We start from the raw sequence: 14,685 nt of genomic DNA, 5'->3' as shown, positions 1-14,685 counted from the left end.
TGGCGTGCGCCTGATCACCGCGGTCCGCGCGACCGCCCTCGCCGCCCTGCTGACCGTGCTCGCCGCCTGCGCGCAGGGCGGCAGCGCCGGCGCGCCGCCGTCCACGTCCTCCCCCAGCCCCGGCCCGGAGCTGCCGGAGGCCGCCGACGCGCTGGTGCTGGCGGTCGAGCAGACCGGCGGGTTCACCACCCCGGAGATGCTCGCCGCCCGGCTGCCGGTGGTGGCCGTGTACGCCGACGGCCGGGTGATCACCGAGGGCCCGGTCGTGGCGGTCTACCCGGGCCCCGCCTGGCCCAACGTGCAGGTGCAGCAGATCGACCCGGACGCCGTGCGGGAGCTGGCCCAGCGGGCGCTGGACGCCGGGCTCGCGGAGGACGGCGACCTCGGCTCGCCGCCGGTGGCCGACGCCACCAGCACCCGGTTCACCCTGCACACCGCCGACGGGACCTTCGTCCGGGAGGCCTACGCCCTGGCCGAGGGGCGCGACTGGCCCGACAGCGGGCTGACCGAGGACCAGCAGGAGGCCCGCGCCCGGCTCGCCGACCTGCGCGACGCCCTCACCGACCTGACCGCCACCCTCGGCGCGGACGCGGTGGGCGAGGCGGAGCAGTACGAGCCGACCGCCGTCGCGGCCCTGGTGCGCCCCTGGACCGAACCGGCCGACGACCCTGCCGCCCCGGAGGACGCGGCCTCACCGGAGCGGGAGTGGCCCGGGCCGGCGCTGCCGGGTGAGCCGATCGCGCCGGGGGTGACCTGCCTGACCGTCGACGGAGAGCAGGCCACCGCGGTGGCCGCCGCCGCCCGGGAGGCCACCACGCAGACCCCGTGGGTGGGCGCCGACGGCACCCGGTGGTCGGTCACCTTCCGGCCGCTGCTGCCGCACGAGCAGGGGTGCGCCGACCTGACGGCGTGACCTCGGCGGCACCACCGCTCCGCGCCGGGCGTGTCGAGGGCACCCGGTCGCCGCGGGCTGCCAGGGTCGAGCCGTGCGGCGACCGACCACCCTGCTGGACGGTTCCCGGCGCGAGCAGCTGCTGCTCGGCGTCGTCGCCGCTCAGCTGCTGGTCGCCGCACCGCTGGCCGTCGTCCTCGACGACCGGGTGCTCACCGCCGTGGTCACCGCCGCTCCCCCGGTCCTGGGGCTGCTGGTGGCCTACGCCGGGGCGCGGCCCGCGGCTGCCCTGTCCCCGAGCGTGACGACCTCCCGGGCCGCCCTGGACGCGACGGCGCCGGCCGTGTCGGTGCGGGTGGCCGACGTGCTGGCCTCCCGCGGCGACGGCGACGTCCGCTTCGAGGTGCTGCTCGAGGTGGAGAACCACGGCGTCACCCCGGCGCTGGTGGAGCCGGGCCGCGCCTCCCGCGGCCGGTTCCGCGATCCCGGGTCGCTGCCCCTCCCCCCGCGCCGCGGCGGCCAGCACCCCGGTCCGCACCAGCGGTGCCTCACCCTGCAGCTGGTGGTGCCGGCCCCCGAGGTGGCCGCGGGACTGGCCGGGTGCACCGGCCGGCGGTTCGGCTGGACCGGCGTCACGGTCGTCCTGCTGGCGCACAACCTGGGCCGCACGGTCACCGACGAGCTGCGCCTCTCCTTCGACCTGCAGCCCTTCACCCGCGCTCCCGACGGCGGATGGGTGTGGACCGAGGCCCCGCTCACCGACGACGGCGGCTGGGGCTGGCTCGCCGGCCGGACCTACCGCGACCTCCCGCTGCCCGTCTGAGCCCCCGACCGGGGAGGCTGGACACCGTGGCCGATCCCGAACCGTCGACAGCGACCAGCCCGCGGCCGGTCCTGCGCGCCATCTCCACCCAGGGCTGGCGGGACCTCACCTTCCTGCACTGGGCGGTCGACCCGGCGGTCGTCGCACCGCTGCTGCCGGCCGGCACCGTGCCCGACGTGCACGAGGGCGCCACCTACGTCGGGCTGGTGCCCTTCCGGATGCTCCGCATCGGCGTGTTCGGCAGCCCCGGCCTGCCGTACCTCGGCACGTTCGCCGAGACCAACGTGCGGCTGTACTCGGTCGACGCCGCCGGTCGCCGGGGCGTGGTCTTCCGGTCGCTGGACGCCGAGCGGCTGCTGCCGGTGCTCGCCGCCCGCTGGGTGGCCCGGCTGCCCTACCTGTGGTCGCGGATGCGCGTCGCGCGCACCGGCGACCTCGTCCGCTACACCTCCACCCGCCGCTGGCCGGGCCCGCGGCCGGCGGAGAGCCGGATCGAGGTGCGGATCGGGGACCCCGTGGCCGGGGACGACGCACTGGCCCGGTTCCTCACCGCCCGCTGGGGGCTGCACCGGCCGGGTCGGCGTGGGCCGGTCTACTGGCCCAACGAGCACCCCGAGTGGCCGCTGCGGCACGCGGAGCTGGTCTGCCTGGAGGAGTCACTGCTGGCCGCGACCGGGCTGCCGGGCACCACCGGCACCCCGGACAGCGTGCTGTTCTCCCCCGGCGTCGACGTCCGGTTCGGCCCGCTGCTGCGCTGAGCCCGACCCGGTGGACCACCGCCGGACCGGGCTCGCTGCGCGGGGCCCGCAGGTCAGACGGCGGACGGCTGCGGCCTGCGCAGGTCGCCGTCGACGCCGGGCATGTCGGCCGGCTGGCCTGGGACTGGCGGCGCTGGGCGAACTGGTGCAGGCGCTCGTGCACCGGTCGGACGACCCGCCGAGGCAATCAGGACCAGGACGTTCCGTCACCGGGTGTGGTGCGCGACACTGCGGAGGTGACCGGGAGCCCGCCGACGCCGACCGTCGCCCTGTCCCCCGCCTGGCTGCACCGCGTGCTCGACGCGGCGCGCACCCGGCTGGGCATGGACGTGGCCTGGATGTCGACGTTCACCGAGAGCACCCAGCAGATCCGGGCCGCCACCGGCGCGCTGGACACCGTGCACGTGCACGAGGGGATGGAGCCCTCGCTGGAGGGCTCGTTCTGCGTGCGGGTGCTCAACGGGCAGCTCCCCCCGGTGGTCACCGGTGCCCGTCGGCGTCCCGAGACGCGCGACCTGGCCGTCACCACCGATCTCGGCATCGGCTCCTACGTGGGCGCGCCGGTGCGCAGCCCGGACGGCCGTCCCGTCGGCATGCTCTGCTGCGTCAGCCAGGACGATGGCGCCCACCTGGACGGCGCGGCCGCCCGCACCCTGGAGCTGCTGGCCGACCTCATCGCCGACCGGCTGGCCGAGCCGCTGCCCGAGCCCCCGGCCGACCCCGCCGAGCGGGTGCGCGAGGTGCTCAGCGAGGGCGCGGTCGTCACCCACGTCCAGCCGATCGTCGACCTGGCCACCGGAGCGACCGTGGCGTACGAGGCGCTGGCCCGGTTCCCCGACGTCGAGGACGGACCAGCGGCGCTGTTCAGCGCCGCGGCCGCGGCAGGACTGGGGGTCGAACTGGAGGAGCTGGCCGCCCGCGCCGCGCTCGCCGTCGCCCCGCGCCTGCCGGCGGGCCGACCGCTGGGGCTCAACCTCTCCCCGCAGGCGCTGCTGTGCCGGTCGGTGACCGGCCTGCTGCTCGACCACCGGCACCTCGACCTCGCGGTCGAGGTCACCGAGCACAGCCCGGTCGACGACTACGACGCCCTGGAACGGGGCCTCCACTGCCTGCGCGAGGCCGGCATCGGGCTGACCGTCGACGACGCCGGCGCCGGGTACGCCAGCCTCCGGCACGTGCTGCGGCTGCACCCCGACGTCGTCAAGCTGGACATCGCGCTCGTCGCCGGGTTGCACCGCGACCCGGCGAAGCAGGCCCTGGTCACCGCGATGGTCAGCTTCGCGGCTGCCACGGGCGCCGTCCTGGTGGCGGAGGGGGTCGAGGAGCCCGCCGAGGTCGAGTCCCTCCGGCGCCTGGGCGTGTGCCGCGGCCAGGGACACCTGTTCGGCCGCCCGGCGCCCCTGCTCTGAGCCGCCCGCCGCTCCCGGGGCCCGGCAGGAGAGGATCACCGCACGCGTCGTCGAGGTGAGGAGCACCGTGGTGGAACCCGTTCGGTTCGGGCTGGTGGGGTACGGCTTCGGCGGCCGGTACTTCCACGCGCCGCTGCTCGCGGCCGCGGCGGAGGTCGACCTGGTCGGGGTCGTCACCTCCTCGGCGCAACGGCGGGAGCTCGTCGCCCGCGAGCACCCGGGGACGGCGACGTTCGGTTCGCTGGCCGAGCTGCGCGCCGCCGGGGCGGAGGCGGTGGCGATCTCGACGCCCGCGGACACCCACAGCGCCCTGACCGACCAGGCGCTGGAGCTGGGCCTGGCGGTCGTGTGCGACAAGCCCTTCGCGCTCGACGCCGCCGCAGCGCGGGCCAGCGCCGAGCGGGCCGAACGGCTGGGCCTGGCGCTGTCGCCGTACCAGAACCGGCGCTGGGACTCCGACTTCCGCACCGTCCGGGCGCTGGCCGAGGCGGGGACGCTGGGCACGATCACCCGGTTCGAGTCCCGCTTCGAACGTTTCGCCCCCGAGGCCGGTCCCGGACCAGCCGGCGGCGGCACGCTGCTGGACTTCGGCAGCCACCTGGTCGACCAGGCGCTGGTGCTGCTCGGCCCGGTCACGTCGGTCTACGCCGAGTGGCGGGTCCGCGGGAACGGCCTGGACGACGACGTCTTCGTCGCCCTGACCCACGCGAACGGCGCCCGCTCGCATCTCGCCGGCAGCTGGAGCGAGGGCGCACCCGGTGACCGGTTCCGGGTCACCGGCACCACCGGCAGCTACGTCGTCGGTGGGCCGATGGACGGCCAGGAGGACGCGCTGCTCGCCGGGCAGACCCCGGCCACCCTGGGCACCGACTGGGGCGCCGAGCCCGAGGAGCGCTGGGGCCGGGTCCGGCGCGGCGACCACGAGGACCGGGTGCCGACGCTGCCCGGCGCCTGGGACACCTTCTACCCGGCGTTCGCCGCAGCGGTGCGCGGCCTCGGGCTGGTGCCGGTGGAGCCCCGGGACGCCGTCGCCAGCCTCACCGTGCTCGACGCCGCCCGCCGCAGCGCCACCGAGGGCGTCGTCGTCCGGCTGTGACGCCGCCGGCCGGTGACCACGGGTCGCGTGCACGGCGGCAGTGGCAGACTCGGTCGCGAGCCGGTGGCGGGCCGGCCCGGTCCAGCGGGGAGGTCGACGTGCCGATCGACGCCGGGAGCCTGCACTTCCTCGTCGGGCCGGCCATCGCGCTGGTCGGGCTGGCGCTGATCGGGCTGTTCCTGCGCTGGGCCTTCGCCTCGGACACCTCGTCGAAGCCGCGCCGGGCCGAGGAGCTGCTCACCCCGGTGGCGACGATGACCCGCCGGGAGTCGGCGCTGGCCTTCCGGGCGGTGCTCTCCGACGCCGGCATCCGCTCGACGATCCGGCACCCCGCCGCCCACCGCTCCGACGTGCTGGTCTTCCCCGAGGACCTGCCGCGCGCCCGTGCGCTGGCGCTGTCGTTCCACGGGCAGTGACGCAGGACCCCCACGCCGCCCGGACCTCGCTCCGCTCGACCCAGGCCCCCGCGCGAGGGCCGATCGCCGGTCAGCCCGGCCGCTCGGTCCGCTCGATCTGCACCCCGACGCCGCGCAACTGCTCCAGGAACGCCGGGTAGCCGCGGTCGATGTGGTGCACGTCCTGCACCTCGGTCACCCCGTCGGTGAGCAGGCCGGCCAGCACCAGGCCGGCGCCGGCACGGATGTCGGTGGCCAGCACCGGAGCGCTGGACAGCCGCTCCCGGCCCCGGACCACCGCGTGGTGGCCGTCGATCCGCACGTCCGCGCCGAGCCGGACCAGTTCGTTGACGAACATGAACCGGCCCTCGAAGACGTTCTCGGTGATCAGCGCGGTGCCCGTGGACACCGCGGCCAGCGCGACCGCCATCGGCTGCAGGTCGGTGGGGAACCCCGGGAAGGGCAGCGTGACGATGTCGAGCCCGCGGGGCCGGTCGTCCATCGCGACCCGCACGCCGTCGGGCCGGGTCTCGACGGTCGCCCCGGCCGCGACCAGCTTCTCCAGCGGCACGGCGAGGTGGTCGGCGACCGCGCGTTCCACCAGGACGTCGCCACGGGTCATCACCGCCCCGATCGCCCACGTGCCGGCGACGATCCGGTCGGGCACCGTCGTGTACTCGACGGGGCGGAGCTCGGTGACCCCCTCGACGGTGATCGTGGAGGTGCCGGCGCCCTCGATCCGGGCGCCCATCGCGGTGAGCATCCGGCACAGGTCGACGATCTCCGGCTCGCGGGCCGCGTTGTCGACCACCGTGGTGCCCTGGGCCAGGGCGGCGGCCATCACCAGGTTCTCGGTGGCGCCCACCGACGGGAAGTCCAGCCAGATGGAGGTGCCGACCAGCGTCGGGGCGGTGGCGATCAGGAAGCCGTGCTCGTTGACCACCCTGGCGCCCAGCCGCTCGAGGCCGGCGACGTGCATGTCCAGCCCGCGGGAGCCGATCGCGTCGCCCCCGGGGAGCGCGACCTTGGCGGTGCCCAGCCGGGCGACCAGCGGGCCGAGGACGCTGATCGAGGCGCGCATCCGGCGCACCAGGTCGTAGTCGGTCTCGCTGGAGGGCTGCTCCGGGACGTCGATGAGCACGCGGCCACCCCCGCTGCGGCTCTCCCCCTCGCGCGCCGGGTACCGCTCGTAGCTGACGTCGCAGCCCAGCCGGCGCAGCACCTCGCCCATGATCTCCACGTCGAGGATGTCGGGCACCTCGTCGAGCGTGGTCCGCCCCGGGGCGAGCAGGGCGGCGGCCATCAGCTTGAGGGCGCTGTTCTTCGCGCCGGTGACCCGGACCCGGCCGCGCAGCGACGTCCCGCCGGTCACCTCGAAGCACTCCACCGGAACACCCTACGGCGGCCCTGCTGCACGGCCCCACCGCGAGCCTGCGAGCGGTGGGGGCAGCAGGGCTCGTCTTCTAGGCTCCTGACCATGACCGTCCGGCTGACCCGCATCTACACCCGCACCGGTGACGCCGGCCAGACGCACCTGGGCGACATGTCCCGGGTGACCAAGACCGACCGCCGGCTGATCGCCTACGCCGACGTCGACGAGACCAACAGCGTGCTGGGCGTCGCGCTGGCCCTGGGCTCCCCCGCCCCCGAGGTGGCCGCGCTGCTGAGCTCGGTGCAGAACGACCTCTTCGACGTCGGCGCCGACCTGTCCACGCCGGTGGTCGCGGAGCCCGCGCACCCGCCGCTGCGGATCACCGGCGCGTACACCGAGCGGCTGGAGGCGGCGTGCGACGAGCACAACGCGCAGCTGCCCGCGCTCACCTCGTTCGTGCTGCCCGGCGGCACACCGCTGGCCGCGCTGCTGCACCAGGCCCGCACGGTGGCCCGGCGGGCCGAACGGAGCGTGTGGGCGCTGCTGGAGGTCGACGCCGAGCACACCAACGCCGAGACCGCCCGCTACCTGAACCGGCTCTCGGACCTGCTGTTCATCCTGGCCCGGCGGGCGAACCCGGACGGCGACGTGCTGTGGCAGCCCGGCGCGCACAGCGGCGCCCACGCCCAGCGCGAGGCCCGCGCGACTGACTGACGACGCGCTGACGTCAGTCTGGAACGGCCCCCGTGCAGGGCCCCGCCGCGAGCTTGCGAGCGGTGGGGGGCACGGGGGTCCTCTATCGGTCGACCGGCGGGGCGGACTCGATCCAGGACAGGAAGCCGGTCACCGTCGAGGGGTCCATGGCCAGTTCCTGCGGGCCCGCGCCGGTGCGGCAGGTCAGCACCACGCTCTCGGCCGGCAGGGCCAGGTCGCCCTGGTCCGGGCGGCGCCGCGCGTCGACCCGGAACTCCCCGCGGCACAGCCGCCGGTTGGGCCGCACGGAGAGGGAGAGCGCCCGGTACCAGAGCAGGGTGTCACCGGAGTACCAGGCGACGCCGAGCGCCCAGCGACCGGCGTCGGGAGGTCGCAGCCACATCGTCACCGCGCCCAGCCCGGAGAGCAGGAACCGGCGGCGCAGCAAGAAGGCGGCGATCAGCGCCACCAGCAGCACGCCGGCGACGACCAGGACGAGGGTGGTCACCGGGGCGGGGCTGGCGGGCGCGAGGGAGTGGTCCGGGCGATCAGGCGTCCTGGCCGGCGGCCCGCAGCCGGGACTGCGCGCGACGTGCGGCCGCGACCGCCTCGGGGTCGTCCCCGGCCTGCTGGGCGCGGCGCAGCGCCTCACGCGCCCGCTCGACGTCGATCTCGTTCGCGAACTCCGCGGTCTCGGCGAGGATGGAGACACCCTGGCCGGTGATGGAGAGGAAGCCCCCGTGCGCGGCGACGACGAGCTCCTCGCCGGACTCCTGCTGGATGCGGACGACCCCGCCGGGGGCCAGTTCGCCGAGCAGCGGCGCATGGCCGGCCAGCACCCCGAGTTCGCCTTCGGTGGTCCGCGCGATCACCCGGGTGGCCTCGCCGGACCAGATCATCCGCTCCACGGCCACGAGCTCGACCTGCAGGGTCGCCACGACACTCCTCGGGGGTCACCGGGCCGGCGGTCAGCCGGCGGTGCGGGCCACCGGTCCGGCTGGACGCGGCGACGGGTCGGCTCCACTCTAACTGCAGCCGTGGCGGCACCTCGTCAACGGCCCCACGGCCCCGCTGCCGACACGGACCGGCCCCCCTGCAGGGCCCGCCACGAGCGGACCGAGTGGCGGGGGGGCAGGAGGGTCCTTCGACCTCGTCAGGCGCTGCGGCGGTAGACGACGGTCCAGCGGCCCAGCCGCACCTGGGGGTGCCAGACGACCGAGGGTGGAGCCCACTCCTCGTCGCTGAAGGAACGACCCTCGACCGGCGCGTAGGGCGGCCAGCTCCACTCCAGGGCGTCGGCGGGCAGCGGCGTGCGCTGGTTCCCCGGCTCCGTGTCCCCACCCACCCGTCGCAGCGGTCCTGCGAGGTCCCACCTGTGCACGAGCCGAACTCCCGAGTGCCGCACCCGCTGGTCGGGCGCTCTCGCACCATCGTCGTCACGTCCGGACGGTTCCTTGAGGCCCCGGTGCGGACACCACCCGATCGGGCGGTCCGCCGCCGCGCGTCGTCACCGTCCGCTGGGGCGGGACGACAGCGGCCGGGCCTCCCCGAAGGGAGACCCGGCCGCTGCTGACCTGATGGAACGGCCACCCTCCAGGGACCCGCGCCGAGCCTGCGAGGCGTGGGGGGAAGGGTGGTCCTTCCTCAGCTCTTCTTGAGCTTGTCGAAGTTCCGCTCGAGGTCCTCGAGGCCACCGCACATGAAGAAGGCCTGCTCCGGGACGTGGTCGTACTCGCCGGCCGCGACCGCCTTGAAGGCCTGCAGCGTCTCCGACAGCGGGACGTAGGAGCCCGGCTGACCGGTGAACGCCTCGGCGACGAACATGTTCTGCGACAGGAAGCGCTCGATGCGACGGGCCCGGTTGACGGTGACCTTGTCCTCTTCACCGAGCTCGTCGATGCCGAGGATCGCGATGATGTCCTGCAGCTCCTGGTAGCGCTGCAGGATCCGCTGCACCTCGCGGGCGATGTCGTAGTGCTCCTGCCCGATGTACTGCGGGTCGAGGATCCGGCTGGTGGAGTCCAGCGGGTCGACGGCCGGGTAGATGCCCTTCTCAGAGATGGGCCGGGAGAGCACGGTCGTCGCGTCGAGGTGGGCGAACGTGGTGTGCGGCGCCGGGTCGGTGATGTCGTCGGCAGGCACGTAGATCGCCTGCATCGAGGTGATCGACCGGCCGCGGGTGGAGGTGATCCGCTCCTGCAGCGTGCCCATCTCGTCGGCCAGGGTCGGCTGGTAGCCCACCGCGGACGGCATGCGGCCGAGCAGCGTGGAGACCTCCGAGCCGGCCTGGGTGAACCGGAAGATGTTGTCGATGAAGAGCAGCACGTCCTGGTCGGCCTCGTCGCGGAAGTACTCCGCCATGGTCAGCGCCGAGAGCGCGACCCGCAGCCGGGTGCCCGGCGGCTCGTCCATCTGGCCGAAGACCAGCGCGGTCGAGTTGATGACGCCGGACTCGGTCATCTCGGTGATGAGGTCGTTGCCCTCGCGGGTCCGCTCCCCCACTCCCGCGAAGACCGAGACGCCACCGAACTCCTGGGCGACGCGACGGATCATCTCCTGGATGAGGACCGTCTTGCCCACGCCGGCGCCACCGAACAGACCGATCTTCCCGCCACGCACGTAGGGCGTGAGCAGGTCGATGACCTTGATGCCGGTCTCGAGCAGGTCGGTGCGCCCCTCGAGCTGGTCGAACTTCGGCGCGTGCCGGTGGATCGTCCAGTGCGGGGCGTCCTCGCCGTAGCCGGGGGTGTCCAGGCACTCGCCGAGCGCGTTGAACACGTGGCCGGTGACGGCCTCGCCGACGGGCACGGAGATCGCCGAGCCGGTGTCGGTGACCGGCGCCCCGCGGACCAGGCCGTCGGTCGGGGCCATGGAGATGGTGCGGACCACGTTGTCGCCCAGGTGCTGGGCGACCTCGAGGGTCAGCGTCTTGCGGAGGTCGGCCAGGGTGACGTCGACCTTCAGCGCGTTGAACAGGTCGGGCATCGCGTCGCGGGGGAACTCGACGTCGACGACCGGCCCGGTGACCCGGACGACGCGGCCGGAGCCGGTCGTCTCCCGGGTGGTCGGACGGTCCTCGGTGACGGTCATCTGTGCTGCTCTCCTGCCCTCGGGCTCGGTGGTCCTACGTCTTCAGTGTCCCCGGCGGCGGCGGTCTGCGCCGCCGCCGGGGACGGTGGAACGGGTGCGGGGCTCAGTCGTCCTGGCCCGCGGAGACCAGTGCGTCGGCGCCGCCGACGATCTCGCTGATCTCCTGGGTGATCTCCGCCTGCCGGGCCTGGTTGGCCTGGCGCGACAGGTTCTTGGCCAGCTCCTCGGCGTTGTCCGAGGCGGACTTCATCGCCCGCCGCCGCGACGCCGACTCCGAGGCCGCGGCCTCCAGCATCGCCGCGTAGATGCGGGTGGTGACGTACTTGGGCAACAGGGCGTCGAGCAGCTGCTCCGGGGAGGGCTCGAACTCGTAGGAGGCCACCGGCTCGGAGCCGTTGGTGGACTGCTCCTCCTCGAGGTCGTCGACCTCCTCGACGACCAGCGGTGCCATCCGCTTGGCGACGGGCACCTGGGACAGCAGCGAGCGGAACTCGGTGTAGACGATGTGCAGTTCGTCGACGCCCAGCACGCCGTCGTCGCCTGCTCCGCCATCGGCGTCGTCCTCACCGGCGGTGAACGCCTCGATGAGGGTGGAGCCAACTTCCTGGGCGTTCTCGTACCCGGGCTGCTCGGAGAAGCCGGTCCAGCTGTCCTCGAGGTCGCGGTCGCGGAACCGGTAGTACGTCTCGCCCTTGCGGCCGACGACGTACAGCAGCGGCTCCTTGCCCTCGTCCCGCAGCAGGCCGAGGAGCTCCTCGGTACGCCGCAGGACGTTGACGTTGTACGAGCCGGCGAACCCCCGGTCGGAGGTGATCACCAGGACCGCCACCCGCCGCGGGTTCTCCCGCTCGGTGAGCAGCGGGTGGTCCAGGCTGGCGGATCCCGCCAGCGCCGAGAGCACCCGGGTGATCTCCCGGGAGTACGGCTTGGAGGCCTCCACCCGAGCCTGGGCACGCACGATGCGGGCACCGGCGATCAGCTCCTGCGCCGAGAAGATCTTCTTCGTCGACCGCGTGGAGCGGATCCGGCGCCGCAGCGCGCGCAGGCTACCGGCCACGTCAGGAGCTCCGCTTGACCCGGACGGTCTCCTGGCCGCGCTCGCTCGCGTCCAGGGACTCGACCTCCGGCTCGTTGACCTGCAGCGACTCGCCCTCACCGGTGGTGAACTGCCCGTAGAAGCTGTCCACCGCCCGCTCCAGGCTGCTCACCGTGTCGTCGCTGAGCACCTTGCTGTTGCGGATGTCGTCGAAGACGGTGTTGTCGCCCCGGGCGATGAAGTCCAGGAACTCCAACTCGAACCGGCGCACGTCGCTGACCGGGACCCGGTCCAGCTTGCCGGTGGTGCCCAGCCACAGCGAGACGACCTCGCGCTCCACCGGGTACGGCGAGTACTGCCCCTGCTTGAGGAGCTCGACCAGCCGCTGACCGCGGTCCAGGGTGGCCCGGCTGGAGGCGTCGAGGTCCGAGGAGAAGGAGGAGAAGGCCTCCAGCTCACGGAACTGCGCCAGGTCCAGGCGGAGCCGGCCGGCGACGGACTTCATCGCCTTGATCTGCGCCGACCCACCCACGCGGGACACCGAGATGCCCACGTTGATCGCCGGGCGCACACCGGAGTTGAACAGACCGGTCTCGAGGAAGATCTGCCCGTCGGTGATGGAGATGACGTTGGTCGGGATGTACGCCGAGACGTCGTTGCCCTTGGTCTCGATGAGCGGCAGGCCGGTCATCGACCCCGCACCCAGCTCGTCGTTGAGCTTCGCACAACGCTCGAGCAGGCGGGAGTGCAAGTAGAAGACGTCGCCGGGGTAGGCCTCGCGGCCCGGCGGACGGCGCAGCAGCAGCGACACGGCGCGGTAGGCCTCGGCCTGCTTGGACAGGTCGTCGAAGACGATCAGGACGTGCTTGCCCTCGTACATCCAGTGCTGGCCGATGGCCGAGCCGGTGTAGGGGGCGATGTACTTGAAGCCGGCGGCCTCGGAGGCCGGGGCGGCGACGATGGTCGTGTACTCCATCGCGCCGGCGTCCTCGAGCGCGGCCCGGGTGGCCGCGATCGTGGAGCCCTTCTGGCCCACAGCGACGTAGATGCAGCGGACCTGCTGCTTCGGGTCGCCGGTCGCCCAGGCCTGCTTCTGGTTGATGATCGTGTCCAGCGCGATCGCGGACTTGCCGGTCTGCCGGTCACCGATGATCAGCTGACGCTGGCCCCGGCCGATGGGCGTCATGGCGTCGATCGCCTTGATGCCGGTCTGCATCGGCTCGTGCACCGACTGCCGCTGCACCACGGTGGGCGCCTGCAGCTCGAGGGCGCGGCGGGTGGTGGTCTCGATCGGGCCGGCGCCGTCGATGGGGTTGCCGAGCGGGTCGACGACCCGGCCGAGGTAGCCGTCACCGACGGGCACGGAGAGGACCTCACCGGTCCGGCGGACCGTCTGGCCCTCCTCGATGCCGGCGAAGTCACCGAGGATGACGACACCGACCTCGCGGGTGTCGAGGTTCAGCGCCAGGCCGCGCACGCCGCCCTCGAACTCGAGCAGCTCGTTGGTCATGACCGAGGGCAGGCCCTCGACCCGGGCGATGCCATCTCCGGACTCGGTGACGACCCCGACCTCTTCCCGGGAGACGTCCGGGGTGTACTCGGTGACGTAGTTCTGGATGGCACTGCGGATCTCGTCCGCGGAGATCGTCAGCTCGGCCATGGCTCTCGCGTCCTCTTCTGCTGGTGTCTGTGGGTGGTGCGGCGGGCCGGGTGTACGCGGCAGGCCGTGGCGGTCAGCCGGCCAGCCGCCGGCCGGCGGCCTCGAGGCGGTGGGCGATGCTGCCGTCGATGACCTCATCGTCGACCCGGATGACCAGCCCACCGAGGACTCCCGGGTCGATCTGGACCTGCAGCCCCATGGTGCGCCCGTAGATCCGTTCGAGGGCGGTGACGAGCCGCCGCTGCTGGGGCTCGGTGAGCGGGACGGCGCTGATCACGGACGCGACCGACCGGCCACGCCGGTGGGCGGCGACCGTGGACAGTCGCTCGACCTCGTTCTCCGCATTGAAGACGTGCGAGCTGGTCAGCGAGTTCCGCAGCAGCCGCTCCGTCACCGGGCTGACCTTCCCGGCCAGCAGCCGGTCCAGCAGCTCCAGCTTCCCCGCCCGGGGGGCCGAGCGGTCACCGAGGATCCGGGCCAGCTGCCCGTCCGCGGCCACGATGCGGCCGAACCGGAACAGCTCGTCCTCGACGCCGTCGAGCTCCCCGCGGGCGTCGGCCGCGTCGAGCGCGGCCTCCGTCGCCAGGGTCTCGGTGGCCTCGACGAGGTCCAGCGGCCGGGACCACCGCTGCCGGGCCACCGTCTCGACGACGTCGAGGGCGGTGGCACCGAGCTGGGCGGACAGCAGCCGGCGAGCCAGCCCGGCCCGGTCGTCCGGGCGGACGGACGGGTCGGACAGCGCACGCCGGAGGGTGACCTGGCCGTCGAGCAGGTGCGCCACGGCGAACAGCTCGTCGGCCAGCGACAGCAGCGACTCACCACGGGTGCGACTGCGCGCCCCCGCGGTGTGCTGCTCCAGCTGCGCTCGGGAGGCCTCCAGAGCGGCCCGACTGGCGGCGTGCATCAGCGAGTGCCCCCGGACGTGGCGGTCATGCCGTCCAGGTCGTCCAGGAACCGGTCGACGGTGCCGCTGCGGCGCGCGTCGTCGGCGAGGGACTCACCGACGACCCGGCCGGCCAGGTCGACTGCGAGCGTGCCGATCTGGCCGCGCAGCTCGGTGACCACCTGCTGACGGGAGGCAGCGAGCTGCTCCTCGCCGCGGGCGACGATCCGCGCGGACTCCTCCTGGGCCTGGGCCCGGAGCTCCTCGATGATGCGCTGTCCCTCGGCGCGCGCGGCGTCGCGGATCTGCGCCGCCTCGGTACGGGCCTCGGCCAGCTGGGCGCGGTACTGCTCCAGCGCCGCCTTGGCCTCGGCCTGCATCGCCTCGGCCCGCTCGATCCCGCCCTCGATCGCCTCGCGGCGGGCCTGGAAGACCTGCTCGAAGCGGGGGGCGACGAGCTTGATCATCACGAACAGGAGGACCGCGAAGGCGATCAGCCCGATGATGATCTCGCCCAACGGCGGGAGGAGCGGGTTTTGGCTCTCCGCGGCCAGGATGCTCATGCTCACATCGTCCCT

General features: G+C 74.0%; 16 protein-coding genes. 7 read left to right on the top strand and 9 right to left on the bottom strand.

Annotated elements, in window-relative coordinates; genetic code table 11:
- The first annotated feature begins 4 nt into the window (after positions 1 to 4).
- The 6 genes from ACI79Y_RS01470 to ACI79Y_RS01445 all read left to right on the top strand — a co-directional run bounded on the left by ACI79Y_RS01470 (position 5) and on the right by ACI79Y_RS01445 (position 5,394).
- Positions 5 to 913: a hypothetical protein gene (locus ACI79Y_RS01470; protein ID WP_457156783.1), complete on the top strand. Its 909-nt coding sequence runs from the start codon at positions 5 to 7 to the stop codon at positions 911 to 913.
- A gap of 73 nt (positions 914 to 986) precedes the next feature.
- Positions 987 to 1,715, top strand: coding sequence for a hypothetical protein (locus tag ACI79Y_RS01465; protein WP_457156782.1), 729 nt, complete (start codon positions 987 to 989; stop codon positions 1,713 to 1,715).
- 26 nt (positions 1,716 to 1,741) lie between these two features.
- Positions 1,742 to 2,473, top strand: a complete 732-nt coding sequence (locus tag ACI79Y_RS01460) for a YqjF family protein (protein WP_457156781.1) — start codon at positions 1,742 to 1,744, stop codon at positions 2,471 to 2,473.
- 236 nt (positions 2,474 to 2,709) lie between these two features.
- Positions 2,710 to 3,882: a sensor domain-containing phosphodiesterase gene (locus ACI79Y_RS01455; protein WP_457156780.1), complete on the top strand. Its 1,173-nt coding sequence runs from the start codon at positions 2,710 to 2,712 to the stop codon at positions 3,880 to 3,882.
- A 70-nt stretch (positions 3,883 to 3,952) separates the two neighbouring features.
- A complete protein-coding gene (locus ACI79Y_RS01450) occupies positions 3,953 to 4,978 on the top strand; it encodes a Gfo/Idh/MocA family protein (protein ID WP_457156779.1) in 1,026 nt (341 codons plus the stop codon).
- A 98-nt stretch (positions 4,979 to 5,076) separates the two neighbouring features.
- Positions 5,077 to 5,394 carry a hypothetical protein gene (locus ACI79Y_RS01445; protein WP_457156778.1) on the top strand — a complete coding sequence of 106 codons (318 nt, stop codon included), beginning with the start codon at positions 5,077 to 5,079 and terminating at the stop codon, positions 5,392 to 5,394.
- 70 nt (positions 5,395 to 5,464) lie between these two features.
- Here ACI79Y_RS01445 and murA read toward each other — a convergent pair whose 3' ends face one another.
- Positions 5,465 to 6,760 carry a UDP-N-acetylglucosamine 1-carboxyvinyltransferase gene (gene murA, locus ACI79Y_RS01440; protein WP_457156777.1) on the bottom strand — a complete coding sequence of 432 codons (1,296 nt, stop codon included), beginning with the start codon at positions 6,758 to 6,760 and terminating at the stop codon, positions 5,465 to 5,467.
- Positions 6,761 to 6,850: 90 nt separating this feature from the next.
- Here murA and ACI79Y_RS01435 point away from each other — a divergent pair, with 90 nt between their 5' ends.
- A complete protein-coding gene (locus ACI79Y_RS01435; protein ID WP_457156776.1) occupies positions 6,851 to 7,459 on the top strand; it encodes a cob(I)yrinic acid a,c-diamide adenosyltransferase in 609 nt (202 codons plus the stop codon).
- Positions 7,460 to 7,541: 82 nt separating this feature from the next.
- On the opposite strand, the gene ACI79Y_RS01430 is transcribed toward ACI79Y_RS01435, so the two are convergent.
- The 8 genes from ACI79Y_RS01430 to ACI79Y_RS01395 all read right to left on the bottom strand — a co-directional run bounded on the left by ACI79Y_RS01430 (position 7,542) and on the right by ACI79Y_RS01395 (position 14,670).
- A complete protein-coding gene (locus ACI79Y_RS01430) occupies positions 7,542 to 7,946 on the bottom strand; it encodes a DUF2550 domain-containing protein (protein ID WP_457083610.1) in 405 nt (134 codons plus the stop codon).
- 40 nt (positions 7,947 to 7,986) lie between these two features.
- On the bottom strand, positions 7,987 to 8,376 hold the full coding sequence (locus ACI79Y_RS01425; protein ID WP_457156775.1) for a F0F1 ATP synthase subunit epsilon: 390 nt from the start codon (positions 8,374 to 8,376) through the stop codon (positions 7,987 to 7,989).
- Between the two features lie 215 nt (positions 8,377 to 8,591).
- Entirely contained in the window at positions 8,592 to 8,783 is a 192-nt protein-coding gene (locus ACI79Y_RS01420) for a hypothetical protein (RefSeq protein WP_457156774.1), read from the bottom strand.
- A gap of 299 nt (positions 8,784 to 9,082) precedes the next feature.
- Positions 9,083 to 10,528, bottom strand: coding sequence for a F0F1 ATP synthase subunit beta (gene atpD, locus ACI79Y_RS01415; RefSeq protein ID WP_457075324.1), 1,446 nt, complete (start codon positions 10,526 to 10,528; stop codon positions 9,083 to 9,085).
- Positions 10,529 to 10,631: 103 nt separating this feature from the next.
- Entirely contained in the window at positions 10,632 to 11,585 is a 954-nt protein-coding gene (locus ACI79Y_RS01410) for a F0F1 ATP synthase subunit gamma (RefSeq protein WP_457156773.1), read from the bottom strand.
- A 1-nt stretch (position 11,586) separates the two neighbouring features.
- Positions 11,587 to 13,224: a F0F1 ATP synthase subunit alpha gene (gene atpA / locus ACI79Y_RS01405; RefSeq protein ID WP_457156772.1), complete on the bottom strand. Its 1,638-nt coding sequence runs from the start codon at positions 13,222 to 13,224 to the stop codon at positions 11,587 to 11,589.
- 73 nt (positions 13,225 to 13,297) lie between these two features.
- Positions 13,298 to 14,128, bottom strand: a complete 831-nt coding sequence (locus tag ACI79Y_RS01400; RefSeq protein WP_457156771.1) for a F0F1 ATP synthase subunit delta — start codon at positions 14,126 to 14,128, stop codon at positions 13,298 to 13,300.
- The gene (locus tag ACI79Y_RS01395; RefSeq protein WP_457156770.1) at positions 14,128 to 14,670 is read right to left on the bottom strand and encodes a F0F1 ATP synthase subunit B; all 543 of its coding nucleotides are present in this window, start codon (positions 14,668 to 14,670) and stop codon (positions 14,128 to 14,130) included. The genes ACI79Y_RS01400 and ACI79Y_RS01395 overlap by 1 nt, the downstream gene beginning before the upstream one ends.
- Positions 14,671 to 14,685: the final 15 nt, after the last annotated feature.

The sequence above is a fragment of the Modestobacter sp. SYSU DS0875 genome, assembly GCF_054050915.1.
The sequence above is the reverse complement of the archived record's forward strand: the minus strand, read 5'-3'. Positions and strand labels throughout refer to the sequence as shown.

Excerpts from the sequence above, each read along its gene's own strand:
- ACI79Y_RS01395 (WP_457156770.1), bottom strand. The coding sequence starts at position 14,670 with ATGAGCATCCTGGCCGCGGAGAGCCAAAACCCGCTCCTCCCGCCGTTG.
- ACI79Y_RS01400 (WP_457156771.1), bottom strand. The coding sequence starts at position 14,128 with ATGCACGCCGCCAGTCGGGCCGCTCTGGAGGCCTCCCGAGCGCAGCTG.
- ACI79Y_RS01435 (WP_457156776.1), top strand. The coding sequence starts at position 6,851 with ATGACCGTCCGGCTGACCCGCATCTACACCCGCACCGGTGACGCCGGC.
- atpA (WP_457156772.1), bottom strand. The coding sequence starts at position 13,224 with ATGGCCGAGCTGACGATCTCCGCGGACGAGATCCGCAGTGCCATCCAG.
- atpD (WP_457075324.1), bottom strand. The coding sequence starts at position 10,528 with ATGACCGTCACCGAGGACCGTCCGACCACCCGGGAGACGACCGGCTCC.